Below are 18,292 nucleotides of genomic sequence, written 5' to 3' on the forward strand. Positions count from 1 at the left end.
GAAATTGATCGTATAGCCGATCAGGGCAATATGTAGTTTATCGATCAAAAGCACAATCTTACGGATTTAACACTTTTCACAACAGCATTCACCCCTTTTTTCCTGCGTTTCATCCCTTTGTTTTCGGTTCTCACCTTCGTAGTCGAATCTTTGACATGTCTTTAAATCTTAAAATCAAGCTTATGAAAAAATTAGTACTCGTCAAAGAAATCTATATGGATGCGTTCCGCAACTTGGGGCACATCATCGTGGAAAAATACTTTAAAATATTTGCCTGGTTCAGCTTTGTCATGTTCTTTATTGTGCTTTATGCCTTTATTTACAGGATAGCAACAGGCTTTGCGTTTGATTAATCAACCTAAGTTTTAAAGAACGAAAAAGCCCAGGCAATGTGCACTGGGCTTTTTTGATATTTGAATTTGGTTGTTCCTATCCTTTTGGAAGATCGGAATCAAACTTTATGGTCTTTAAAATGGCTTCCAGCTCGAACATGTAGTCTCTTTTTGCTTCGGATGGAGCAAAAGTGAATCCCTCGATAATCATTTTTCTATTGTTCTCCTTATCGTTGATAATGTAGGTTAAGAACGGACCCGCCATTGGGTAACCATGTATTTCCCAAACGCCTTTTACCTCAGCCGCTTTTTTGCCACCTATTTCTGCAGGAAAAACATAAGGGGCAAAAGCTTTTTCCGTAATCATATACGTGTTTTCATACGGGCCGGGAATAAAGCTTTTTCCAATGGAATCCCTCATTCTTACAATATCCTCCACAAAGGTAGAGTCGTTATTAAAATAGTCCCATGGCATCTCATAAGCAATAATGTTCATGGTTCCTTTTGGGATTTGAATGTCCATCCAAACAAATTTGTTTTCCCTTCTGCCCACTTTGTAAAGCGAGGGCACGTTAAGTTGTATTCCGAACTCTTCTTCTAGTGCTTTGTCCTTGCTCAAGGAACGCTCAAAGCGCTTCTGGGCCTCGGCAATCTCGTTTGCTTTGAATTCTTTTATTGCCCTATCGGCCAACGAATCCAGGTTTTTGATCAACACCTCTTCTGTAGGCCCGGTTACAACGGCTACTTTTTGAGGTTTTGAATATGCATCGTTTTTAATGTGGGCCAAGGAGGTAGAGTCTTGCTCCACATACAACAGTGATCGGGAATGGGTGGTTGTTCCCTTAAACACTTTTGGTGGTATCTGGGTTAGGCTGAACTTTGGTTCTATTTGCGGTAATCCTACAATCTGGGCCGCAAACTCTTCCCTTATTTTTTCGCCAACTGGGCCTCGCCAGAGTTCAGTATCCATAACTACCATTAAGGAGTTGATCCCTCCTGTGGATGGCGGTAAAAACCTTTCTTTTGATCCCGAGCTGTTACAAGCTCCCAATGCCAGCAATACGGTGACAATAAATAGTGTTCCTAATTTTTTCATCTTGTGTTAAATTTACGAAGAACAATCGCACAATTTTAGTTTTGTGCCCGGTTTTAGATTATTACCGCTAATACCGTTCCATTCTCGCAAATTTTCGATGGAAACACCGGGGTATTTTTTGGAAATGGTCCAAAGGGAATCCCCAGATCTTACTGTGTGGATTTTTGAGCCGTCCGCTACCTTTCCATTTGACTTGGAACTACTGCTATTGCTGCTTTTTTTAGCGATATACGGTTTTCTTGGAAAAATAGTTAAGCGCTGTCCGACCCTTAAATTATTGCTCCTAAGTCCGTTCCATCTTTTTATCTGGCTTACACCAACCCCATAGCGCTCCGCTATCTTGCCCAGATAATCCCCACTTTTTACACGATATCTTATTTGATCCTGTGCCTTGATCATACTGGGCAATGGTTTCTCCATGGAATCCAATTCCTTTTTGGCATAGGCATAGATTTCTTCCTCGTTGGAGACAAATTTTCCAATTTTTGAAACCGGCAGACGGAGTGCATAATTCTTCCCTTCCACTTTTGGGATAATATTCAATTTATAGGCCGGGTTCAACATTTCCAGCTCCTCTTTACCTATATCCACCAATTTGGATATTTGATCAAACGTTATCAGGTTTTTTACATGAACCGTGTCGGTTTCAAAATAAGCGCGTTCTGCTCTTTTATATTGTAGCCCATGTTCCTCCGCATATTCAAAAATGTACATGGTAGCCAAAAACGCAGGGAGGTATCCTGCTGTTTCACGTGGAAGAAACGGTCGGATGTTCCAATAGTTCTCATATCCCCCGGAGCGCCTTATGGCCTTATTTACATTTCCCGGTCCCGAGTTATAGGCCGCAAGGGCCAAATCCCAATCCCCGAAAATATCATACAATCTGGACAAGTACTTGCTCGCCGCTTTGGTGGCCATGATCGGATCATGCCTCTCATCAACATAACTGCTCACATCCAGCCCGTACATTTTTCCGGTGCTGTACATAAATTGCCACAGGCCCTTTGCCCCAACCCTGGACCTTGCCTTGGGATTGAGTGCGGACTCAACAATTGCCAAATATTTTATTTCCAAAGGAATGTTCTGGTTGTCCAGTTCTTGTTCAAACAGTGGAAAATAAAATTGACTGGCGGTCATCATCCGTTGCATTAAGTCCCTCCTTCGTGTTAAAAAGGATTTGATAACGCTTTCCAACGATGGGTTGTATGAGATGTGGAAGGGTGTTTTTTCATCCATTCGGGCTAAACGGGCCTTTAGTGTATCGGTGGGCAAATCCAGTAAAACAGCCGGCTCTTGTTCCGGTGCACTTTGGATTTCCAACAACATATCACTGAATAGCTCTGCGTTACTGTGAAGCTCTTTGAGCCAAAGGCTATCGTATCTCCATGCCTCTTCCAGATCGCGCAGTCTAAATTTGCCGTCCTCTTGCGTTTCAAGAGCCATCAATTGCCCATCTATTTTGATGTTTGATACGGCAATGGTGGCATTTTCACTCTCCTGATCCTTGGTTGAATCTCCATCAACATTCTGCTGATCATCCACTTGTTGTGCCGCCATATTCGAAGCTACGCAAAGAATGGCCGCAAAAACAGCTTTTTTAATTTTCTGGTTCATTTGGACAAGGTTTGATTTTTTTGGGGCGAACTAAATTGGCTTTTTTTTCTGAAATAGTAAAGCCAAGAGATAAAATTCTCTTTCTTTTAACGTTTCCCCAATATCTCAAAACGTGAGACTTAGCCAATTATTGCAGCAATTCCGGGCAAGGTCTTGCCCTCCAAGCTTTCCAACATGGCCCCACCACCTGTAGAAACATAGCTCACCTTGTCCTCGAAACCAAACTGTTTTACGGCCGCAACGGAATCACCTCCGCCAACTAGCGAGAACGCTCCACTTTGAGTGGCTTCGTCTATATAGTTGCCAACGGCTATGGTTCCTTTGGCGAAGTTTTCCATTTCGAAAACTCCAACGGGTCCGTTCCAAAGAATTGTTTTGGAAGCAAGAATTACTTGTTTGAAAATTTCAAGGGTTTTAGGTCCGGCATCCAAGCCTTGCCATCCATCCGGAATTTCGTTTACCTCCACAAATTGGGTGTCGGCGGCATTATCAAAATCATTGGCGGCCAAAACATCTACCGGTAAATATACCTGAACGTTCTTGGCTTTTGCCTGTTTTAGAATATCGAGCGCCAAATCCATTTTGTCATCCTCGCAGATGGAGTCCCCGACTTTACCCCCTTGGGCTTTTATAAAAGTGTAGGTCATACCCCCTCCGATGATCAAATTGTCCACCTTGTCCAGAATATTCTCAATAATGGTGATTTTGGAAGAAACTTTAGCGCCGCCCAAGATTGCGGTTACTGGTTTTTCCCCGGTTTCCATCACCTTGTCTATTGCTTTTATTTCTTTGGCCAACAAATATCCGAAACACTTGTTTTCGGGGAAAAACTTGGCCACTATTGTTGTAGAGGCATGGGCTCTATGAGCTGTTCCAAAAGCATCGTTCACATAAACATCCCCGTGTTTGGACAACTGTTCGGCAAACGATTCGTCTCCAGCTTCTTCCTCAGCATAAAACCTTAGGTTTTCCAGCAAAAGAACCTCGCCGCTTTTTAACCCTGCTACGGCTTCATCCGCTTTGTTTCCAACACAATCCTCCACAAATTTCACCTGTACCCCGATAATATCGGATACGGTTTCGGCGATATGCGATAGCGACATATCCGGATTTGCTTTTCCTTTTGGCCGGCCCAAGTGACTCATTAAGACCGCAGACCCGCCGTCTTCCAAAACTTTTAGTATGGTGGGTTTTGCAGCATCGATCCGGCTGGTATCGGTTACATTGAAATCGCCATCCAACGGCACGTTGAAATCTACTCGTATCAATGCTTTTTTTCCTTCAAAATTAAAATCGTCTATCGTTTTCATCTGTGTGTCCTTTTTTGAGAATTTCAAAAGTAAAGATTTCCTGCTTTTTCGGCTATTCATCCGGACTATTATTTAAAAGTTTCAGTGGATTTAACCTTTTCGTTGAATTCTGTTAAACCTTCTTTGGGATACCCTGTTTTCCTTAGGGAAACTTCAGCCGTTAAAAATGTATCTTTGGGACATGCTTTTTAAAAATGTTTTAGGCTTAGAGCACATCAAAAACCATTTGGTGACCACAGCTGAAACCGGAAGGGTGGCGCATGCTCAATTATTTGTGGGGCCAGAGGGTTCCGGCGTTCTGCCCATGGCAATTGCCTATGCCCAGTATCTGTTGTGTGGCAACATCGGTGGCGAAAATGAAGGAGGACATACCGATTGCAATACCAAATGCAACTCATTGTCGCATCCCGATCTTCATTTTGCTTTTCCCGTTTCCAATTCGGACAAGATAAAATCGCATGCGGTAAGCGACCATTATTTGGAAGAGTGGCGCCAATTTGTAAAAGAGCAACCATATGGAAACCTGTTCGACTGGTACCGGCATATCGGCATTGAAAAAAAACAGGGCCAAATCGGGGTGGACGAAGCCCAGGACATGGTTAAAAAGCTATCGTTAAAGTCTTATGAGGGCGGATATAAGATCTTGATTGTCTGGATGGCGGAAAAAATGAATGTCTCCGCTGCGAACAAGCTGCTAAAATTGATCGAGGAGCCTCCAAACAAAACCATTTTGCTCCTTTTGGCCGAAGATGAAGAACAAATCATAAACACGATCAGATCCCGTTGTCAAATTTTGAATTTTCCCCCACTTGCGGAACAAGCGATTACCGATGCGCTCCTCCTAAAAGGTGTGGACCAGACCGAAGCGTTGACCATTGCCTTGGAGGCAAACGGGAATTTTAATAAAGCTTTGGACCTATTGAACAAGGATTCCGAGGATTTGGTTTTCGAAAGATGGTTTGTACAATGGGTGCGCAGCGCATTTAAGGCCAAAGGTAACAAAGCTGCGGTACAGGAACTGATCTTGTGGAGTGACGAGGTGGCCAAAACGGGACGTGAGGTGCAAAAGAAGTTTTTGAATTACTGTCTCACCATGATGCGCCAAGCACTTTTGCTAAATTATAGCGCCACGGAACTGGTACATGCGAAAATACATATGGAGGGCTTTGACCTCAACAAATTTGCTCCTTTTGTACATGAAAACAATATTTTGGATATTGTAAAGGAGTTGGAACAGGCTATTTTTCACGTGGAACGTAACGGAAATTCCAAATTGATCTTTACGGACCTGTCCATAAAACTTACAAGGCTTTTGCACGCCAAGGCCGCCTAATTTAAAATATAGTTTATGAACAATGTATTCGCGAACGCCACAGAAATCCTCTTATTATTGTTTTTGACAATTACATTTTTGCAAAGTGGAATAGATAAAATTTTAGATTGGAAAGGCAATTTGGATTGGTTGACCGGTCATTTTTCCAAATCCATTTTTAGGGGAATGGTCCCCGGACTTCTGGGAATTGTTTTGGTATTGGAAATGTTATCGGGAATACTGGCCGGTGTCGGCGCTTTTCAATTTATTGTTGATGGTGAGAGCAGTTATGGCTTTTACGGCGCCATTCTGTCGGGAATTACCTTGCTGATGTTGTTATTGGGTCAGAGGGTCGCCAAAGATTACGTAGGTGCCCAAACTATTGTTGTGTACTTGATACCTACCCTATTTTTAGTGTTTTTAATGCAATAAGACACGTTTGGAGCACGCTCCCATATATGATTAAGAATAACCCTAAATGGAAATTGATATGGGCTGCAAGAACTCTTTGGTTTCTCATACAAAATCGTTTGATTTTCGTTTTTAATTTTAATCAACTCTACTTAATCCACCACCCCAATGACATTTGAAGAAGCCGTAATCCATCGTCGCTCCGTCAGAAATTATAAAGAAGAATCCATTGATGAAGAGGTCGTGAAACATTGCCTCCAAATGGCCACTTTGGCACCCAATAGTTCCAATATGCAGCTTTGGGAGTTTTACCATATCACAAATCCTGAGGTGCTTAAAAAACTTTCGGTGGCGTGTTTGGACCAACAGGCGGCCACAACAGCCCAACAATTAGTGGTTTTTGTTACACGCCAAGATCTTCATCGGACAAGGGAAAGAGATATGCTAAAACTAGAAACCAAAAATGTCCAAAAGAATAGCCCAAGAGAAAAACAAGAGGCCCGCATAAAGAGATGGCAGCTGTATTATGGAAGGGTAATGCCATTTTTATATGCTCGTTTTTTTGGTGTGCTTGGAGTTATCAGAAAAATTATGGTAAACATAGTCGGGTTGTTCCGACCTATGGTTTACCAAGTATCCGAAAGCGATATGAATGTGGTTGTACATAAAACATGTGCACTGGCCGCCCAAACCTTTATGCTGGCCATGTCTTCCAAAGGGTATGATACCTGCCCCATGGAGGGTTTTGATAGCAAACGGGCAAAGCGCATTTTAAAATTGCCCTATGGAGCACAGATCAACATGATTATCTCGTGTGGCATTCGTGCAGAAGGCGGGGTATGGGGCGATCGCATGCGTATTCCATTTAAAGAAGTTTATACGCGTGTGTAGCCTAAGTTTCATTATTTTATTTGGTTAATCTTTTTAAAAACCTAACCCCATTTTATATGGACACAGCAAGTAACAATTCCTGTACGCAAGACCTAAACCATATTAATGTTGCCCAATCCGACCTTCGCAAGGGTTACGGTTATGGGGCGTTGGGTGTATTGTCATCCGGATTGGTTTGGCTTGTTTCTGGATCAGTGGCGTTTTTGGTCAATGGCCAAACTGCGGTTTGGACACTTTTTTTCGGCGGCATGCTTATTCATCCTTTAGGATTGTTGTTGGCTAGGTTAACCGGTGTTCCTGGTAAACATTCCAATCAAAATGCATTGGGAAAACTGGCCATGGAGGGTACATTTTTTATGCTCATGTGCATTCCTCTGGCATTGTTGCTATCTGTGCAGGAGCATACGTGGTTTTTTCAAGGTATGCTTTTGATCATTGGTGGAAGGTATTTGACCTTTACCACGCTTTACGGGATTAAGATATATTGGATATTGGGCGGGCTTTTGGGAGCTACTGCCTTTGGGTTGTTTTTCCTAAATGCATCTCCCGGCCTTTCAGCACTTAGTGGTGCCGTGGTTGAACTTGCGTTCGGTGCTTTTTTATTCACATCATATAAAAAATCAAAGGCACAAAAACAAAAAGCCCGCTCTTAAAAGCGGGCTGGTGTACAACTGAACTATAATTTTATTTTTCGTATTTATCGTTCAATATTTTTAGAATGGCATCGGTAACGTCATTTGTTTCGTCCCCATAAATAACGGAGCCCCCGTCGCCACCTCCAAGGATGTACGTGAAACCATTTGCCTCGCCATAGGCTTTTATTTCTTTTTTCACCTTTTTTACCAAGCTGTCCATCTCTGCCTGACTGGATTGCTGTAACTGCTGCTCTTCTTGTTGCAACTGTTGACCAACAAATTGCCCACGCTGTTGTAGTTGTGCGTATTCCTCTTGTGCATTTTTCTGTGACATTTTCTGCGCCTTGGTCTGAAACTGTTGCAATTCCAATTGAAAAGCTTGTGAAATACTATCTCTTTTTTTGCCCATGGCATCCGCTTTGGTTTTGAACCTGGCCTCAACATCTACTTTCTCTTGATACTCGTCCATGATTCGTACACTATCCACAAATGCGATTTTGTTCTGCTGACATGCCATGGCGGTTATGGCAATTACAAGCACTAGTAATTTTTTCATCATTAAGTTTTTATAGATGGCAAAAATAGAAAAGGTTTTCAAATAGGGATAATTAAGTTGGAACGTTCTAAAAAGTTAAAATTGGAACTATAAGCTTTTCTTATTTATAGTTTCAATTTCTATTGAGCTCACTTATGTTCTGTGCGCTCAGAAACGCCCCTCTGAAAGCGTTTCTTTTTTGGCCAATGTAATTGTCCTATTTGGTGTGAAATGAGCTGTCCAAAAGGCTTAAAACGGCCTATTGCTTCTTTTTGAGGATATAAATCAGTGAAGAGTGTTCTTTGGTGAAGATGGCACTTAAATTTGACCATAGTCCAATAAAAAAGGCTTTGATCAGATAAAGCTTGTTGCCTTTGTATTTTTCTGAAAGCATGGAAACGTAAAATGCATCGAAGAGCATGGGTCTAATCTTTACCAATTCCATTTGATGTGCAGCAAATATTTTGGCGATCGCTGTTTTTGAAAAATGCCAAAGATGCCTAGGAACATCGTAACCGGCCCAAAACGACCCATAATGGTTTGCATCAAACGATTTAAAATTTGGGACAGCGATTACCATTACGCCGTCCTCTTCCAAAAGACCCACCAAAGTTTTAATATCTTTTTCCAAATCCGGTAAATGCTCTAGTACATGCCAAAGAGTGATGGCTTGGAACCTATTAGTGTTTATCTCTTCTATTTTGGCGCTTAGCCCCACACCTTTTTTTAGAGCTAGTTCCCTAGCCTTGTTGTTGGGCTCCACCCCAAAGGCTTCAAATCCTTGTTTTTCCGCTGCAAGCACAAAATCACCTGTTCCTGCACCTATATCGAGTAGCTTTTTTGATTTATTTATCTGATTATCAACTATTTGAGTTTTATTTTTTAAATTCCTTGACTTTACTAGCTGATATAATTTGTCTGTAAATGAGTTTTTGGCATCGGTATGCGAAATATAATCCTCACTTTCGTAATATGGGTCAAGGTTTTTTGGTTGTGGTTTAGTAACCAACATATCCAGGTCTTGATCATGATGTAGTTCAAATTCTTCGCCTGAAACAGAAAAGTCTTTAGTTTTTAAAAACAAGCTCATTATAATTATCGGTGGCCAAATATTCTTTCTTCAAATCCCGAAGATAGGACAAAACCAATTCTCTTGAAACTGAATCGAACGATAAACAATCTTCTTCTGTTGCACTGAATATTTCTATGGCGATGTACCAATTTCCTATTCGTGTAGCATGGACATCCTCAAACATGGGATCCATATCGGCCGCTCGGCTTAATGCCACATCCAACGCCAAAGGAACCAGGTTTATGGTTTTGGTCGGAATCTCGACTTCGTAAAATGAAAAATAAAAGGTTTGGTCATTGATTGTAAATGGTACTTGCACATCCACGTAATAATCGTCCAGTTGATATTTTATATTTACATAATGGTAAAACTCGTCGGCATCTTTTGGGTCTTCGAAAACAAAAACTGTTTTTTTGGGCAGTCCCCTTTTAAACTTTTTCCCTTGGGTTATTTTATAGTTTTTTATAGTGGGGGCAATACGCAGTGGTATACATGAATGCAAAAACATAACCGCTAACGCAAGAAGTAGATGCTGTTTCATTTTACAAGTTGATTTGCAAATACAAATCAAAAACTGAGCCAATTACATCCAGCCAAAAAGATAACAGTTGTTCCACGTGGAACAGTTTGGCTCCTTATCGCCCCAAAAAGACTAAAAGGACGCTTATATCGGCAGGAGAAACGCCACTTATACGTGAAGCTTGTGAAATGGTCACCGGGCGAATATTCTCAAGCTTTTCTCTTGCCTCATATGAGAGTGACTTTAATTTTGAATAATCGAAATTATCCGGGATTCGGACATTTTCCAACCTCTGAAGTTTATCCGCGTTTGTCTTTTCTTTCTCTATATAACCTGAATATTTTACTTGGATCTCGGCTTGCTCCAGCACTTCGGTATCGAGCTCGTTTTCCTTCACAAATTGTGCGACAGCATCCAATTGAAGCATGTGATCCATAGTAACCTTTGGTCTTGAAAACACCTTGAATAGTTTATCCGACTGCTTTACCAAAGATGAATCGAGCCCTTCTAAAATGGGGTTGATTTCTTCCGTATTGAAACTGGTTTTCTTGAAAAAATGAACAAAAGCCTCAGACTTTTTCATCTTTTCTTCCATCCTGTTTACCCGTTCTTCTTTAGCTAAACCGATTCGATATCCCTTTGGTGTTAAGCGTAAATCTGCGTTGTCTTGGCGTAGCAATGTTCTATATTCCGCCCTTGATGTGAACATACGATAAGGTTCCTCCGTCCCTTTGGTAATCAAATCATCGACTAAAACCCCAATATATGCCTCATCTCTTTTAAGTACAAAAGGTTCCTTTTCGTTAATTTTAAGATGAGCATTTATCCCGGCCATTAACCCTTGGGAAGCCGCTTCTTCATAGCCAGTTGTGCCATTAATTTGTCCTGCAAAATAAAGGTTGTTCACCAACTTGGTTTCAAGGGTATGCTTTAATTGTGTTGGAGGAAAATAATCGTACTCGATTGCGTAACCAGGTCTAAAAAACTTTACATGCTCGAATCCCTTTACGGATTTTAAAGCTTTATATTGAACATCTTCGGGCAACGAGGTTGAGAAGCCATTTACATAAACTTCCACAGTATTCCAACCCTCGGGCTCAACAAATATTTGATGAGAATCTTTATCTGCAAAACGATTGATCTTGTCCTCAATAGAGGGGCAATATCTGGGCCCTATACTTTTAATCCTACCATTGAACATTGGAGACCTTTCAAACCCTTCTCGCAATAAATCGTGAACCAATTTACTCGTATGCGTCATGTAACAATCTCTCTGTTCAGTAAGAACCGGTGTGTTTAAATACGAGAATTTTTCCGGCTGTGAATCTCCTGGCTGGGGAATCATTTTGGAGTAATCCAGGGACCTTCCATCCACTCTTGGCGGTGTTCCAGTTTTCATTCGTCCACTATCGAAACCAAGGTCAACTAACTGTTCAGTAATACCTGTCGCTGCTTTCTCGCCAGCTCTTCCTCCTCCCAATTGTTTTTCCCCGATGTGGATCAACCCATTTAAAAAAGTTCCATTGGTCAAAACAACCGCCTTGCCTCTAATTTCGAGCCCAAGACTTGTTTTTACGCCCACTACTTTATCCCCTTCAATCAACAAACCATTTACCATTTCCTGATAAAAATCGGCATTTGGTGTATTCTCCAAAGCCATGCGCCATTCCTCAGCAAACCGCATTCTGTCGTTCTGTGCTCTTGGACTCCACATAGCGGGGCCTTTGGATTTGTTCAACATTTTAAATTGAATGGCCGACTTGTCCGTGATGATGCCGCTATATCCGCCCAATGCATCTATTTCTCGAACAATTTGACCTTTTGCAATTCCACCCATTGCAGGGTTGCACGACATTTGCCCAATCGTTTGTAGGTTCATAGTGACCAGCAAAGTGCTTGAGCCCATATTCGCGGCGGCAGCGGTAGCCTCCGCCCCAGCGTGTCCTCCACCAACAACAATTACGTCATATTCCTTTTCAAACATAGCTATGGTTCCACGTGGAACATTTTAATTTTTTCATCTTCCTTTTTGCGCATTAACTCTTTTTCGGCAACCGTTTTATCTTTATATCCAGTAAGGTGCAACACCCCATGGCTCATTATTCTGCGTAGCTCATCCAAAAAATCTTCCTTAAACTTTTTAGCGTTTTCTTCAACACGCTCGGTAGAAATAAAAACGTCGCCAGAAATAACCGATCCATCTGTATAATCGAAAGTAATGATGTCCGTTAACGTATCGTGATTCAAGTACTCCTTGTTCAATTGTAACAAGTAATCATCTGTGCAGAAAATATAATCGATCTGACCCACCGAATAATCTTCTGAATCTACTACCCTAGTTATCCAATCTGAATACTTGGGTTTGTTCTCTAAAACAAAATCACTTTTAAAATGAAAATCAATCATTATCGAAATAAACCTTTACCTTCTTTTCAAAATTTTGGCGCAAAGGTAGTGCTTGTCTATTTAATATTTCAATGCTATTTCTATAATCCCGAAGGAGCTCCGGTCGTGTAGTAATGGGGTTATCGAATCTTTTAATGCTAGTGCTACTTTCCCTTTCTTTTTTCTCACCTTGTTCCATAGCTGCATTTTCGAGCTTCATCAATTGATGTTGAATGTTGTTAGCCTTACTCTGGGTGCGTTCCGTAATACCGTTCTGCAATAGGTCATTCTCAAATTCTTCCATTAAGTGAACCAGCTTTTTAGCGAGATTTTTATCAGACTCTTGTAACATATCCTCTAATTGCTGTTCCAACTTTTCCCTTAAATATTGCTGTTCCTTATAAATTTCGTAAACCTCGTTCAGGTCCATTTCACCAATACCATTGCCTCCCTCTTGCTCGCCTTTTTGCTCCTTCCTCTCAGAACTTCCCGTAGAACCAGATTCTCCTTTCTCTCCTTTGTTTCCCCTACCTTGGCCGCCTGCATTCCCCTCTTCTTGACCGCCACTACTCTTACCGGACTCCTGGCCTTCACTTTGGGATTGTTGTCCCTGTTTACCACTCCCGTTCATTTTTTCCTGGATATCCTTTTGCCCTTGAATGATATCCGGTAATTGAAAATCCTGACCAGACCCCTTACCCTGTCCGGGTTGCATATTTTGTTGCATATTATCCAGCACATTGGCCAAAAAATCAGCCAATGCATTTGTGGCATTAATAACATATTGCTGATAAGATGCTCCTTGATAAACCTGATTTTCGGCTATACTTTCCAATGATTTGTCTATGTTATAATACACTTCGGTTATTTGCTCATTAACAAATTCGGACAATTCTGCCCTCCGCAGTGAAAGCGCAAATAGACTATCATCCACATGTTCGAACAACCTACGTAAGTTTTGTTGGCTTTTTACTGTTCTTGAAAATTGAGAAATGTCAACATCGGCGTTCTGAATGTTATCGTATAGATTTTCTTGTTGAAAAGAAAATGTTACCAAATTATCCAATATTTGCCTTAACATTTCCGCGTCCTCAGCATCTGTTTCACCTCCGGCGGAGCTGGCGCTGGATTTCATGGACTGGCTCATTTCTTTCATTTTCTGGGCTGCGGACTTTTGCTTTTTGGAAGCGTTGCTTCCAGCTTGTTGTCTCTCTTCCGTTTGAGAAGATTCTTCCAATCCTTGATGCTTATTAATTTCATCTAGCGCCTCCTCTTGATCCTGTTTAATAGCATCTGTCTTTTTCTTATCCGTACCTAAGTCCAATGGTTTTTGAAGCTTATCATTGTCCTTCTCCAGGTCTCGAATCTCGTTTTCCAGCTCCTTAAATTCATCATTTAATCTGTTCTGATCTTTGTCACTAAACTCCTGACCCAATTTTAATTCCGACAATATTTCTTGCCTCTTGGCCAGTTGTTCAAGATTATTAGCTATTTGATTGGCTTTCTCAGTAACGTAGTACTTTTTGGTCAATTCCAAGATCTGTTCGAGGTTCCTTGCATTCTTACTTTGATTTTTACCTAGCTCCTCCAGCCTGTTCTGAAACTCTTCCTTTTCTAATTTTTCAGCAATTTTATTTAATTCTTCCAAAAGCTCGGCATTCTTCTTAGCCTCTGCCTCTTGTCGTTCCAAACGTTCCTGAAGCATTTTTTTAAGCTCAGTATCCTGCGAACTTTTCTCTATACTTTTGTTCAAATCATTGCTGAATTTTTGCATCAGCTCTTCCTGTTGTTTTTGCTTGTTCAAAAAATTCTTTATCTGGTTTTTCTCTTCATAATTAAGCGCCTTTTCCTCCTTTTGTAAATTAGAGATCTCGGACAGTATATCTTCTTGCTTCTTATATTCTTCCAATGTATTATCCAACTTTTTCAAAGTAGTGCTATGATGCTCCATCTCCCTGTCTATCAACTCTTTATCACTATATATAGTGGCATTAAACGTAGCGCTTTTTGTCACCTTGCCGCCTCTAATTCCATCATTATCAACAATTTCGAAAAACAGCTTGTACTGTTTACCACTTTCCAATGCCAATCCAGAAGGAAAAGTGTAGTAAAACTGATATACATTGCTATTTGGCTTTTCCAAAGACAAGCGTTGCTGGTTTTCTAAATCATCCGTTGGGTAAACCACTAAACGAATATCACTTATCCCATGATCATCGGCCGCTTCCCCAACAAAATATGATTCGTTCGGGTTCAATGAATCCATTACTTGATCTACTTGTACCGTAGCTTTTTGATCTTTGATCACGTTTAAACGATACGAGAGTTTTTCAAAATCCTTAACCCTCTCATTGGATGTCCGCAGTTCATAATCATAATCGTTAAATATTTTTCTATCAATATTAAATAGATCACCATCTTTTTGAAAAGCAAGGACTGTATCCATAGCTATCATCTTTATGTTTTCCACATAGTTTCCCAAAATATTCCATGTCACCTTGGTGCCTTCCGGGATATCCGCATTCCCAGTACCGCTAACCTTCTCAGACACCCGGTTTAAATACTTTGGAAAATCCAACTCCAACGTAAAATCCACCAATGTTGGAGTCCTATAACTATTTACAGTGTATGTTCTGGAATTCCATCCATTAGCAGAAAAATAGAACTTTGAACTTAATACTGGCGCTTGAAAAGTATATTCATAAAAATCGTTCTTTTTCTGCATTAACAACGGCTCATTATTAACAACGATTTCCACTTGATCGGGACGAACTTCGCCAACCGTTCTAACCTGGATTAGTAAGGCTTGGCTGTCCATAACCTCTAATGTGCTGTTCAATAAAACAAATGAAAAAGGTGCAGGTCTCTCAAAGGCGGTGTCGTATTGCACAACCCTTTTATGGGAGTTGAAAAACGACACCAAATCTCCTGTTAACCAAATAAAAACTAAAAGCATAAGGGGTATTACCACATATTTTGCATACCTATAGCTTTCTCTATAATCCACTGCTTTTGTGAAGGGTACCGGCTTTAGTTGTTCGGATCTTTGATCAATACTGGCCAACAACAATTCTGTTTTTTCATTGTTATCCGATAGTTCCAATAAATTATAGAGTTTATCTCCTACCTCTGAAAAATGTGACCCAATAAGTTTAGAGGCGTCTTTTGTATCAATTCCATTTCGGATTTTAAAAAGATACAGCAAAGGAACCACTATATAACGGTACAATAAATACAGCTCCACCAAAATAAAAACACAGAACAGCACCATTCTCCAAGCATTATCCAACCAGAGCCAGTATTCAAATCCAACAACAACAAACCAAAAAATTGTTCCCAAGCTTAAAAACAAGAACAAACCTTTAATCAATTCTTTAGCATAAAATCGTTTAGTGAAGTCCTCTAACTTATCTAATATGTGCTGATATCCATTCACAATAATGCATTTGTCTTACCAAATTACCTGATCCTTAGTAAACCAACAGAAAAATTTTGTTAAACCTTACTCTTTTCCAATTATCCGAACTACAGAAAGCAAGCATCCAAAATCTTTCCAATTCGTGTGGGGGAACGTATCTTTGCGAGTAAATTTAACACTGTTATGAGTCAGAAAGTACGTGTCCGTTTTGCACCTAGTCCCACCGGCCCCCTTCACATAGGAGGCCTGCGAACCGCATTGTTCAATTATTTGTTCGCCAAAAAAAACAATGGCGATTTTATACTTCGTATAGAAGATACCGATCAGAACAGGTTCGTAGAGGGTGCCGAACAATATATTATAGACTCCTTAAACTGGTCCGGAATTCCCTTTGATGAGGGCCCAGGCAAAGAAGGTGCTTTTGGTCCATATCGTCAAAGTGAACGAAAACATCTCTACAAACAATATGCTCTTGATCTTATCGCAAAAGATAAGGCCTATTACGCTTTTGATACCCCGGAAACCTTAAATCATCACAGAAAAGACCATGAGGCCAAAGGCAAAACATTTATTTATAATTGGCATAACCGTCTAAAACTGACCAATTCCCTATCTCTATCCCCGGAAGAAGTAAAGTCGAAAATTGATAATGGTAAGGATTATGTTATTCGATTTAAATCGCCGGAGAACCAACAACTCATTCTCAACGATAGCATTAGAGGTGAAATCAAAATAGACACCAATATTCTGGATGACAAAGTTTTGTTTAAAAGTGATGGTATGCCCACATACCATTTAGCCAATATCGTTGATGATCATCTAATGGAGATTTCCCATGTGATCCGTGGTGAAGAATGGTTGCCCTCTTTGGCATTGCACCAACTTCTTTATGATGCATTTGGTTGGAAGGCACCCGAATTTGCACACCTACCATTGATCATGAAGCCAGTAGGGAAAGGGAAATTGAGCAAGCGTGATGGAGAAAAGGGAGGTTTTCCTGTATTCCCACTAAGCTGGAACCAATCTGTGGGTTATAAAGAAGCTGGTTTTTTTCCCGAGGCAGTGATCAACTTTTTGGCGCTTCTCGGTTGGAACCCTGGAACCGAACAAGAAATATTCAGCCTACAAGAATTGGTAAACGCTTTTTCGCTGGAACGTGTAAATAAGTCGGGTGCGCGTTTCGATCCAGAAAAAAACAATTGGTATAATCAGCAGTGGCTACAAAAAAAGAGCGACGATGAACTCGCCCAACTATTTACTGTAAATCTTGAATCCAAAGGAATTTCCGCAAATTCCAGTTACATAAAACAGGTAGTTTATTCGATAAAAGAGCGTGCTGTATTTGTAAAGGATTTTTGGGAACTATCCGATTATTTCTTCACGGCGCCCACCATTTACAACGAAAAAGCGGTAAAAAAGCAATGGAAAGAGGATACGCCGGACATTATGAAGGGAGTAATTGATATACTAAAAGGTATAAACGACTTTGAATCTGCCATAGTAGAAGAAAAGGTTAAGGCTTGGATAGGACAAAAAGAACTTTCGTTCGGTAAGGTTATGCCTCCGCTGCGTTTGGTGATCGTTGGAGATATGAAAGGGCCGCATCTATTCGACATTATGGCTTTAATCGGTAAAGAAGAAAGTGTAAAACGCATAAGTACGGCTATTGAACAACTTTAGATTTTCAGGAACTGTAACAATATTCAATAATTGACTACTAATACATTGGTCGAGTTTTGTAATTTCCATTTCTAACATAAAATCTAAACACTATGGGCAACTATTTACTAATACCTATTGCGTTTGTCGCGCTTATTATTTTATTCAAATTTATCTTTATTGTTAAACAACAGACTGCAGTTCTAATTGAAACATTCGGCAAGTTTACCAGTGTTAGACACTCTGGCTTTCAACTAAAAATCCCATTAATCCAACGTATCGCCGGCAGACTGAGCCTAAAGATCCAGCAGCTGGACGTAATCGTTGAGACCAAAACATTGGACGACGTTTTTGTAAAGTTGAAGGTGTCCGTGCAATATGTTGTAATCAGAGAAAAAGTATACGAAGCATTCTATAAATTGGAATATCCGCATGATCAAATTACCTCTTATGTTTTTGATGTTGTGCGTGCAGAAGTTCCAAAAATGAAGCTGGACGACGTTTTCGTCAAAAAAGATGATATCGCCATCGCGGTAAAATCAGAATTGCAAGATGCCATGCTCGAGTATGGATACGATATAATAAAGACCCTCGTTACCGACATTGATCCAGATGCGCAGGTAAAAGCCGCAATGAACCGAATAAATGCATCGGAGCGCGAGAAAATTGCAGCACAGTTTGAAGGTGATGCCCAACGTATCCTTATAGTAGAAAAAGCTAAGGCCGAAGCAGAAAGTAAGCGTTTGCAAGGTCAAGGTATAGCCGACCAACGAAGGGAAATTGCACGTGGACTGGAAGAATCTGTTGAAGTATTGAACAAAGTGGGCATAAATTCCCAGGAAGCATCTGCATTGATTGTTGTTACCCAACACTACGATACCTTGCAGGCCATTGGTGAAGAAACCGACACTAACCTGATTCTATTACCCAACTCCCCTCAAGCGGGTAGCGATATGTTGAACAATATGGTGGCATCCTTTACGGCAAGTAACCAAATCGGAGAGGCCATGAAACGTAAACAAAACGAAAAAGATTCGGGCACAACCGAATAACTCTTTGTAATGAACAATAAAAAAGGCTCCCAATCGGGAGCCTTTTTTGT

General features: G+C 40.6%; 16 protein-coding genes. 7 read left to right on the forward strand and 9 right to left on the reverse strand.

Going from position 1 to position 18,292, the window contains the following annotated elements:
• Nucleotides 1-182: 182 nt before the first annotated feature.
• Complete coding sequence (locus AB9K32_RS13775) at nucleotides 183-353, forward strand: DUF6747 family protein (RefSeq protein WP_224835958.1); 171 nt, start codon at nucleotides 183-185, stop codon at nucleotides 351-353.
• A 76-nt stretch (nucleotides 354-429) separates the two neighbouring features.
• Here AB9K32_RS13775 and AB9K32_RS13780 read toward each other — a convergent pair whose 3' ends face one another.
• The 3 genes from AB9K32_RS13780 to pgk all read right to left on the reverse strand — a co-directional run bounded on the left by AB9K32_RS13780 (nucleotide 430) and on the right by pgk (nucleotide 4,352).
• Entirely contained in the window at nucleotides 430-1,428 is a 999-nt protein-coding gene (locus AB9K32_RS13780; protein ID WP_338197517.1) for a DUF4837 family protein, read from the reverse strand.
• Nucleotides 1,429-1,440: 12 nt separating this feature from the next.
• Nucleotides 1,441-3,042 (reverse strand): LysM peptidoglycan-binding domain-containing protein, encoded by a 1,602-nt coding sequence (locus tag AB9K32_RS13785; protein ID WP_369885506.1) that lies wholly within the window; start codon nucleotides 3,040-3,042, stop codon nucleotides 1,441-1,443.
• Between the two features lie 119 nt (nucleotides 3,043-3,161).
• The gene (gene pgk, locus AB9K32_RS13790; protein WP_369885507.1) at nucleotides 3,162-4,352 is read right to left on the reverse strand and encodes a phosphoglycerate kinase; all 1,191 of its coding nucleotides are present in this window, start codon (nucleotides 4,350-4,352) and stop codon (nucleotides 3,162-3,164) included.
• Between the two features lie 181 nt (nucleotides 4,353-4,533).
• On the opposite strand from pgk, the gene AB9K32_RS13795 reads away from it, so the two are divergent.
• The 4 genes from AB9K32_RS13795 (at nucleotide 4,534) to AB9K32_RS13810 (ending at nucleotide 7,619) form a co-directional block, all read left to right on the forward strand.
• Nucleotides 4,534-5,685 (forward strand): DNA polymerase III subunit delta', encoded by a 1,152-nt coding sequence (locus AB9K32_RS13795; RefSeq protein WP_293298033.1) that lies wholly within the window; start codon nucleotides 4,534-4,536, stop codon nucleotides 5,683-5,685.
• Between the two features lie 15 nt (nucleotides 5,686-5,700).
• Nucleotides 5,701-6,096 carry a DoxX family protein gene (locus tag AB9K32_RS13800; protein WP_293298036.1) on the forward strand — a complete coding sequence of 132 codons (396 nt, stop codon included), beginning with the start codon at nucleotides 5,701-5,703 and terminating at the stop codon, nucleotides 6,094-6,096.
• A gap of 147 nt (nucleotides 6,097-6,243) precedes the next feature.
• Entirely contained in the window at nucleotides 6,244-6,966 is a 723-nt protein-coding gene (locus tag AB9K32_RS13805) for a nitroreductase family protein (protein WP_224835964.1), read from the forward strand.
• Nucleotides 6,967-7,022: 56 nt separating this feature from the next.
• Complete coding sequence (locus tag AB9K32_RS13810) at nucleotides 7,023-7,619, forward strand: hypothetical protein (RefSeq protein WP_369885508.1); 597 nt, start codon at nucleotides 7,023-7,025, stop codon at nucleotides 7,617-7,619.
• Between the two features lie 31 nt (nucleotides 7,620-7,650).
• Here the strand turns inward: AB9K32_RS13810 and AB9K32_RS13815 are convergent, their stop codons facing one another.
• The 6 genes from AB9K32_RS13815 to AB9K32_RS13840 form a co-directional block, all read right to left on the reverse strand.
• Complete coding sequence (locus AB9K32_RS13815; RefSeq protein ID WP_252081009.1) at nucleotides 7,651-8,157, reverse strand: OmpH family outer membrane protein; 507 nt, start codon at nucleotides 8,155-8,157, stop codon at nucleotides 7,651-7,653.
• 238 nt (nucleotides 8,158-8,395) lie between these two features.
• Nucleotides 8,396-9,226 carry a class I SAM-dependent methyltransferase gene (locus tag AB9K32_RS13820; RefSeq protein ID WP_369885509.1) on the reverse strand — a complete coding sequence of 277 codons (831 nt, stop codon included), beginning with the start codon at nucleotides 9,224-9,226 and terminating at the stop codon, nucleotides 8,396-8,398.
• Nucleotides 9,204-9,749, reverse strand: a complete 546-nt coding sequence (locus AB9K32_RS13825) for a hypothetical protein (protein ID WP_369885510.1) — start codon at nucleotides 9,747-9,749, stop codon at nucleotides 9,204-9,206. The genes AB9K32_RS13820 and AB9K32_RS13825 overlap by 23 nt, the downstream gene beginning before the upstream one ends.
• A 94-nt stretch (nucleotides 9,750-9,843) precedes the next feature.
• Nucleotides 9,844-11,712, reverse strand: a complete 1,869-nt coding sequence (mnmG, locus tag AB9K32_RS13830) for a tRNA uridine-5-carboxymethylaminomethyl(34) synthesis enzyme MnmG (protein WP_369885511.1) — start codon at nucleotides 11,710-11,712, stop codon at nucleotides 9,844-9,846.
• Between the two features lie 2 nt (nucleotides 11,713-11,714).
• Nucleotides 11,715-12,134 (reverse strand): rRNA maturation RNase YbeY, encoded by a 420-nt coding sequence (ybeY, locus tag AB9K32_RS13835; protein ID WP_293298059.1) that lies wholly within the window; start codon nucleotides 12,132-12,134, stop codon nucleotides 11,715-11,717.
• The gene (locus AB9K32_RS13840; RefSeq protein ID WP_369885512.1) at nucleotides 12,127-15,453 is read right to left on the reverse strand and encodes a hypothetical protein; all 3,327 of its coding nucleotides are present in this window, start codon (nucleotides 15,451-15,453) and stop codon (nucleotides 12,127-12,129) included. Before AB9K32_RS13840 ends, ybeY begins: the two co-directional genes overlap by 8 nt.
• Before the next feature lie 261 nt (nucleotides 15,454-15,714).
• Between AB9K32_RS13840 and gltX the strand changes: the two genes are divergently transcribed.
• A complete protein-coding gene (gene gltX, locus AB9K32_RS13845; RefSeq protein WP_369885513.1) occupies nucleotides 15,715-17,211 on the forward strand; it encodes a glutamate--tRNA ligase in 1,497 nt (498 codons plus the stop codon).
• Nucleotides 17,212-17,303: 92 nt separating this feature from the next.
• The gene (locus AB9K32_RS13850; protein ID WP_293298067.1) at nucleotides 17,304-18,242 is read left to right on the forward strand and encodes an SPFH domain-containing protein; all 939 of its coding nucleotides are present in this window, start codon (nucleotides 17,304-17,306) and stop codon (nucleotides 18,240-18,242) included.
• Nucleotides 18,243-18,292: the final 50 nt, after the last annotated feature.

Source organism: Allomuricauda sp. XS_ASV26 (assembly GCF_041224615.1).
In the GTDB taxonomy this organism is placed as follows: domain Bacteria; phylum Bacteroidota; class Bacteroidia; order Flavobacteriales; family Flavobacteriaceae; genus Flagellimonas; species Flagellimonas alginolytica.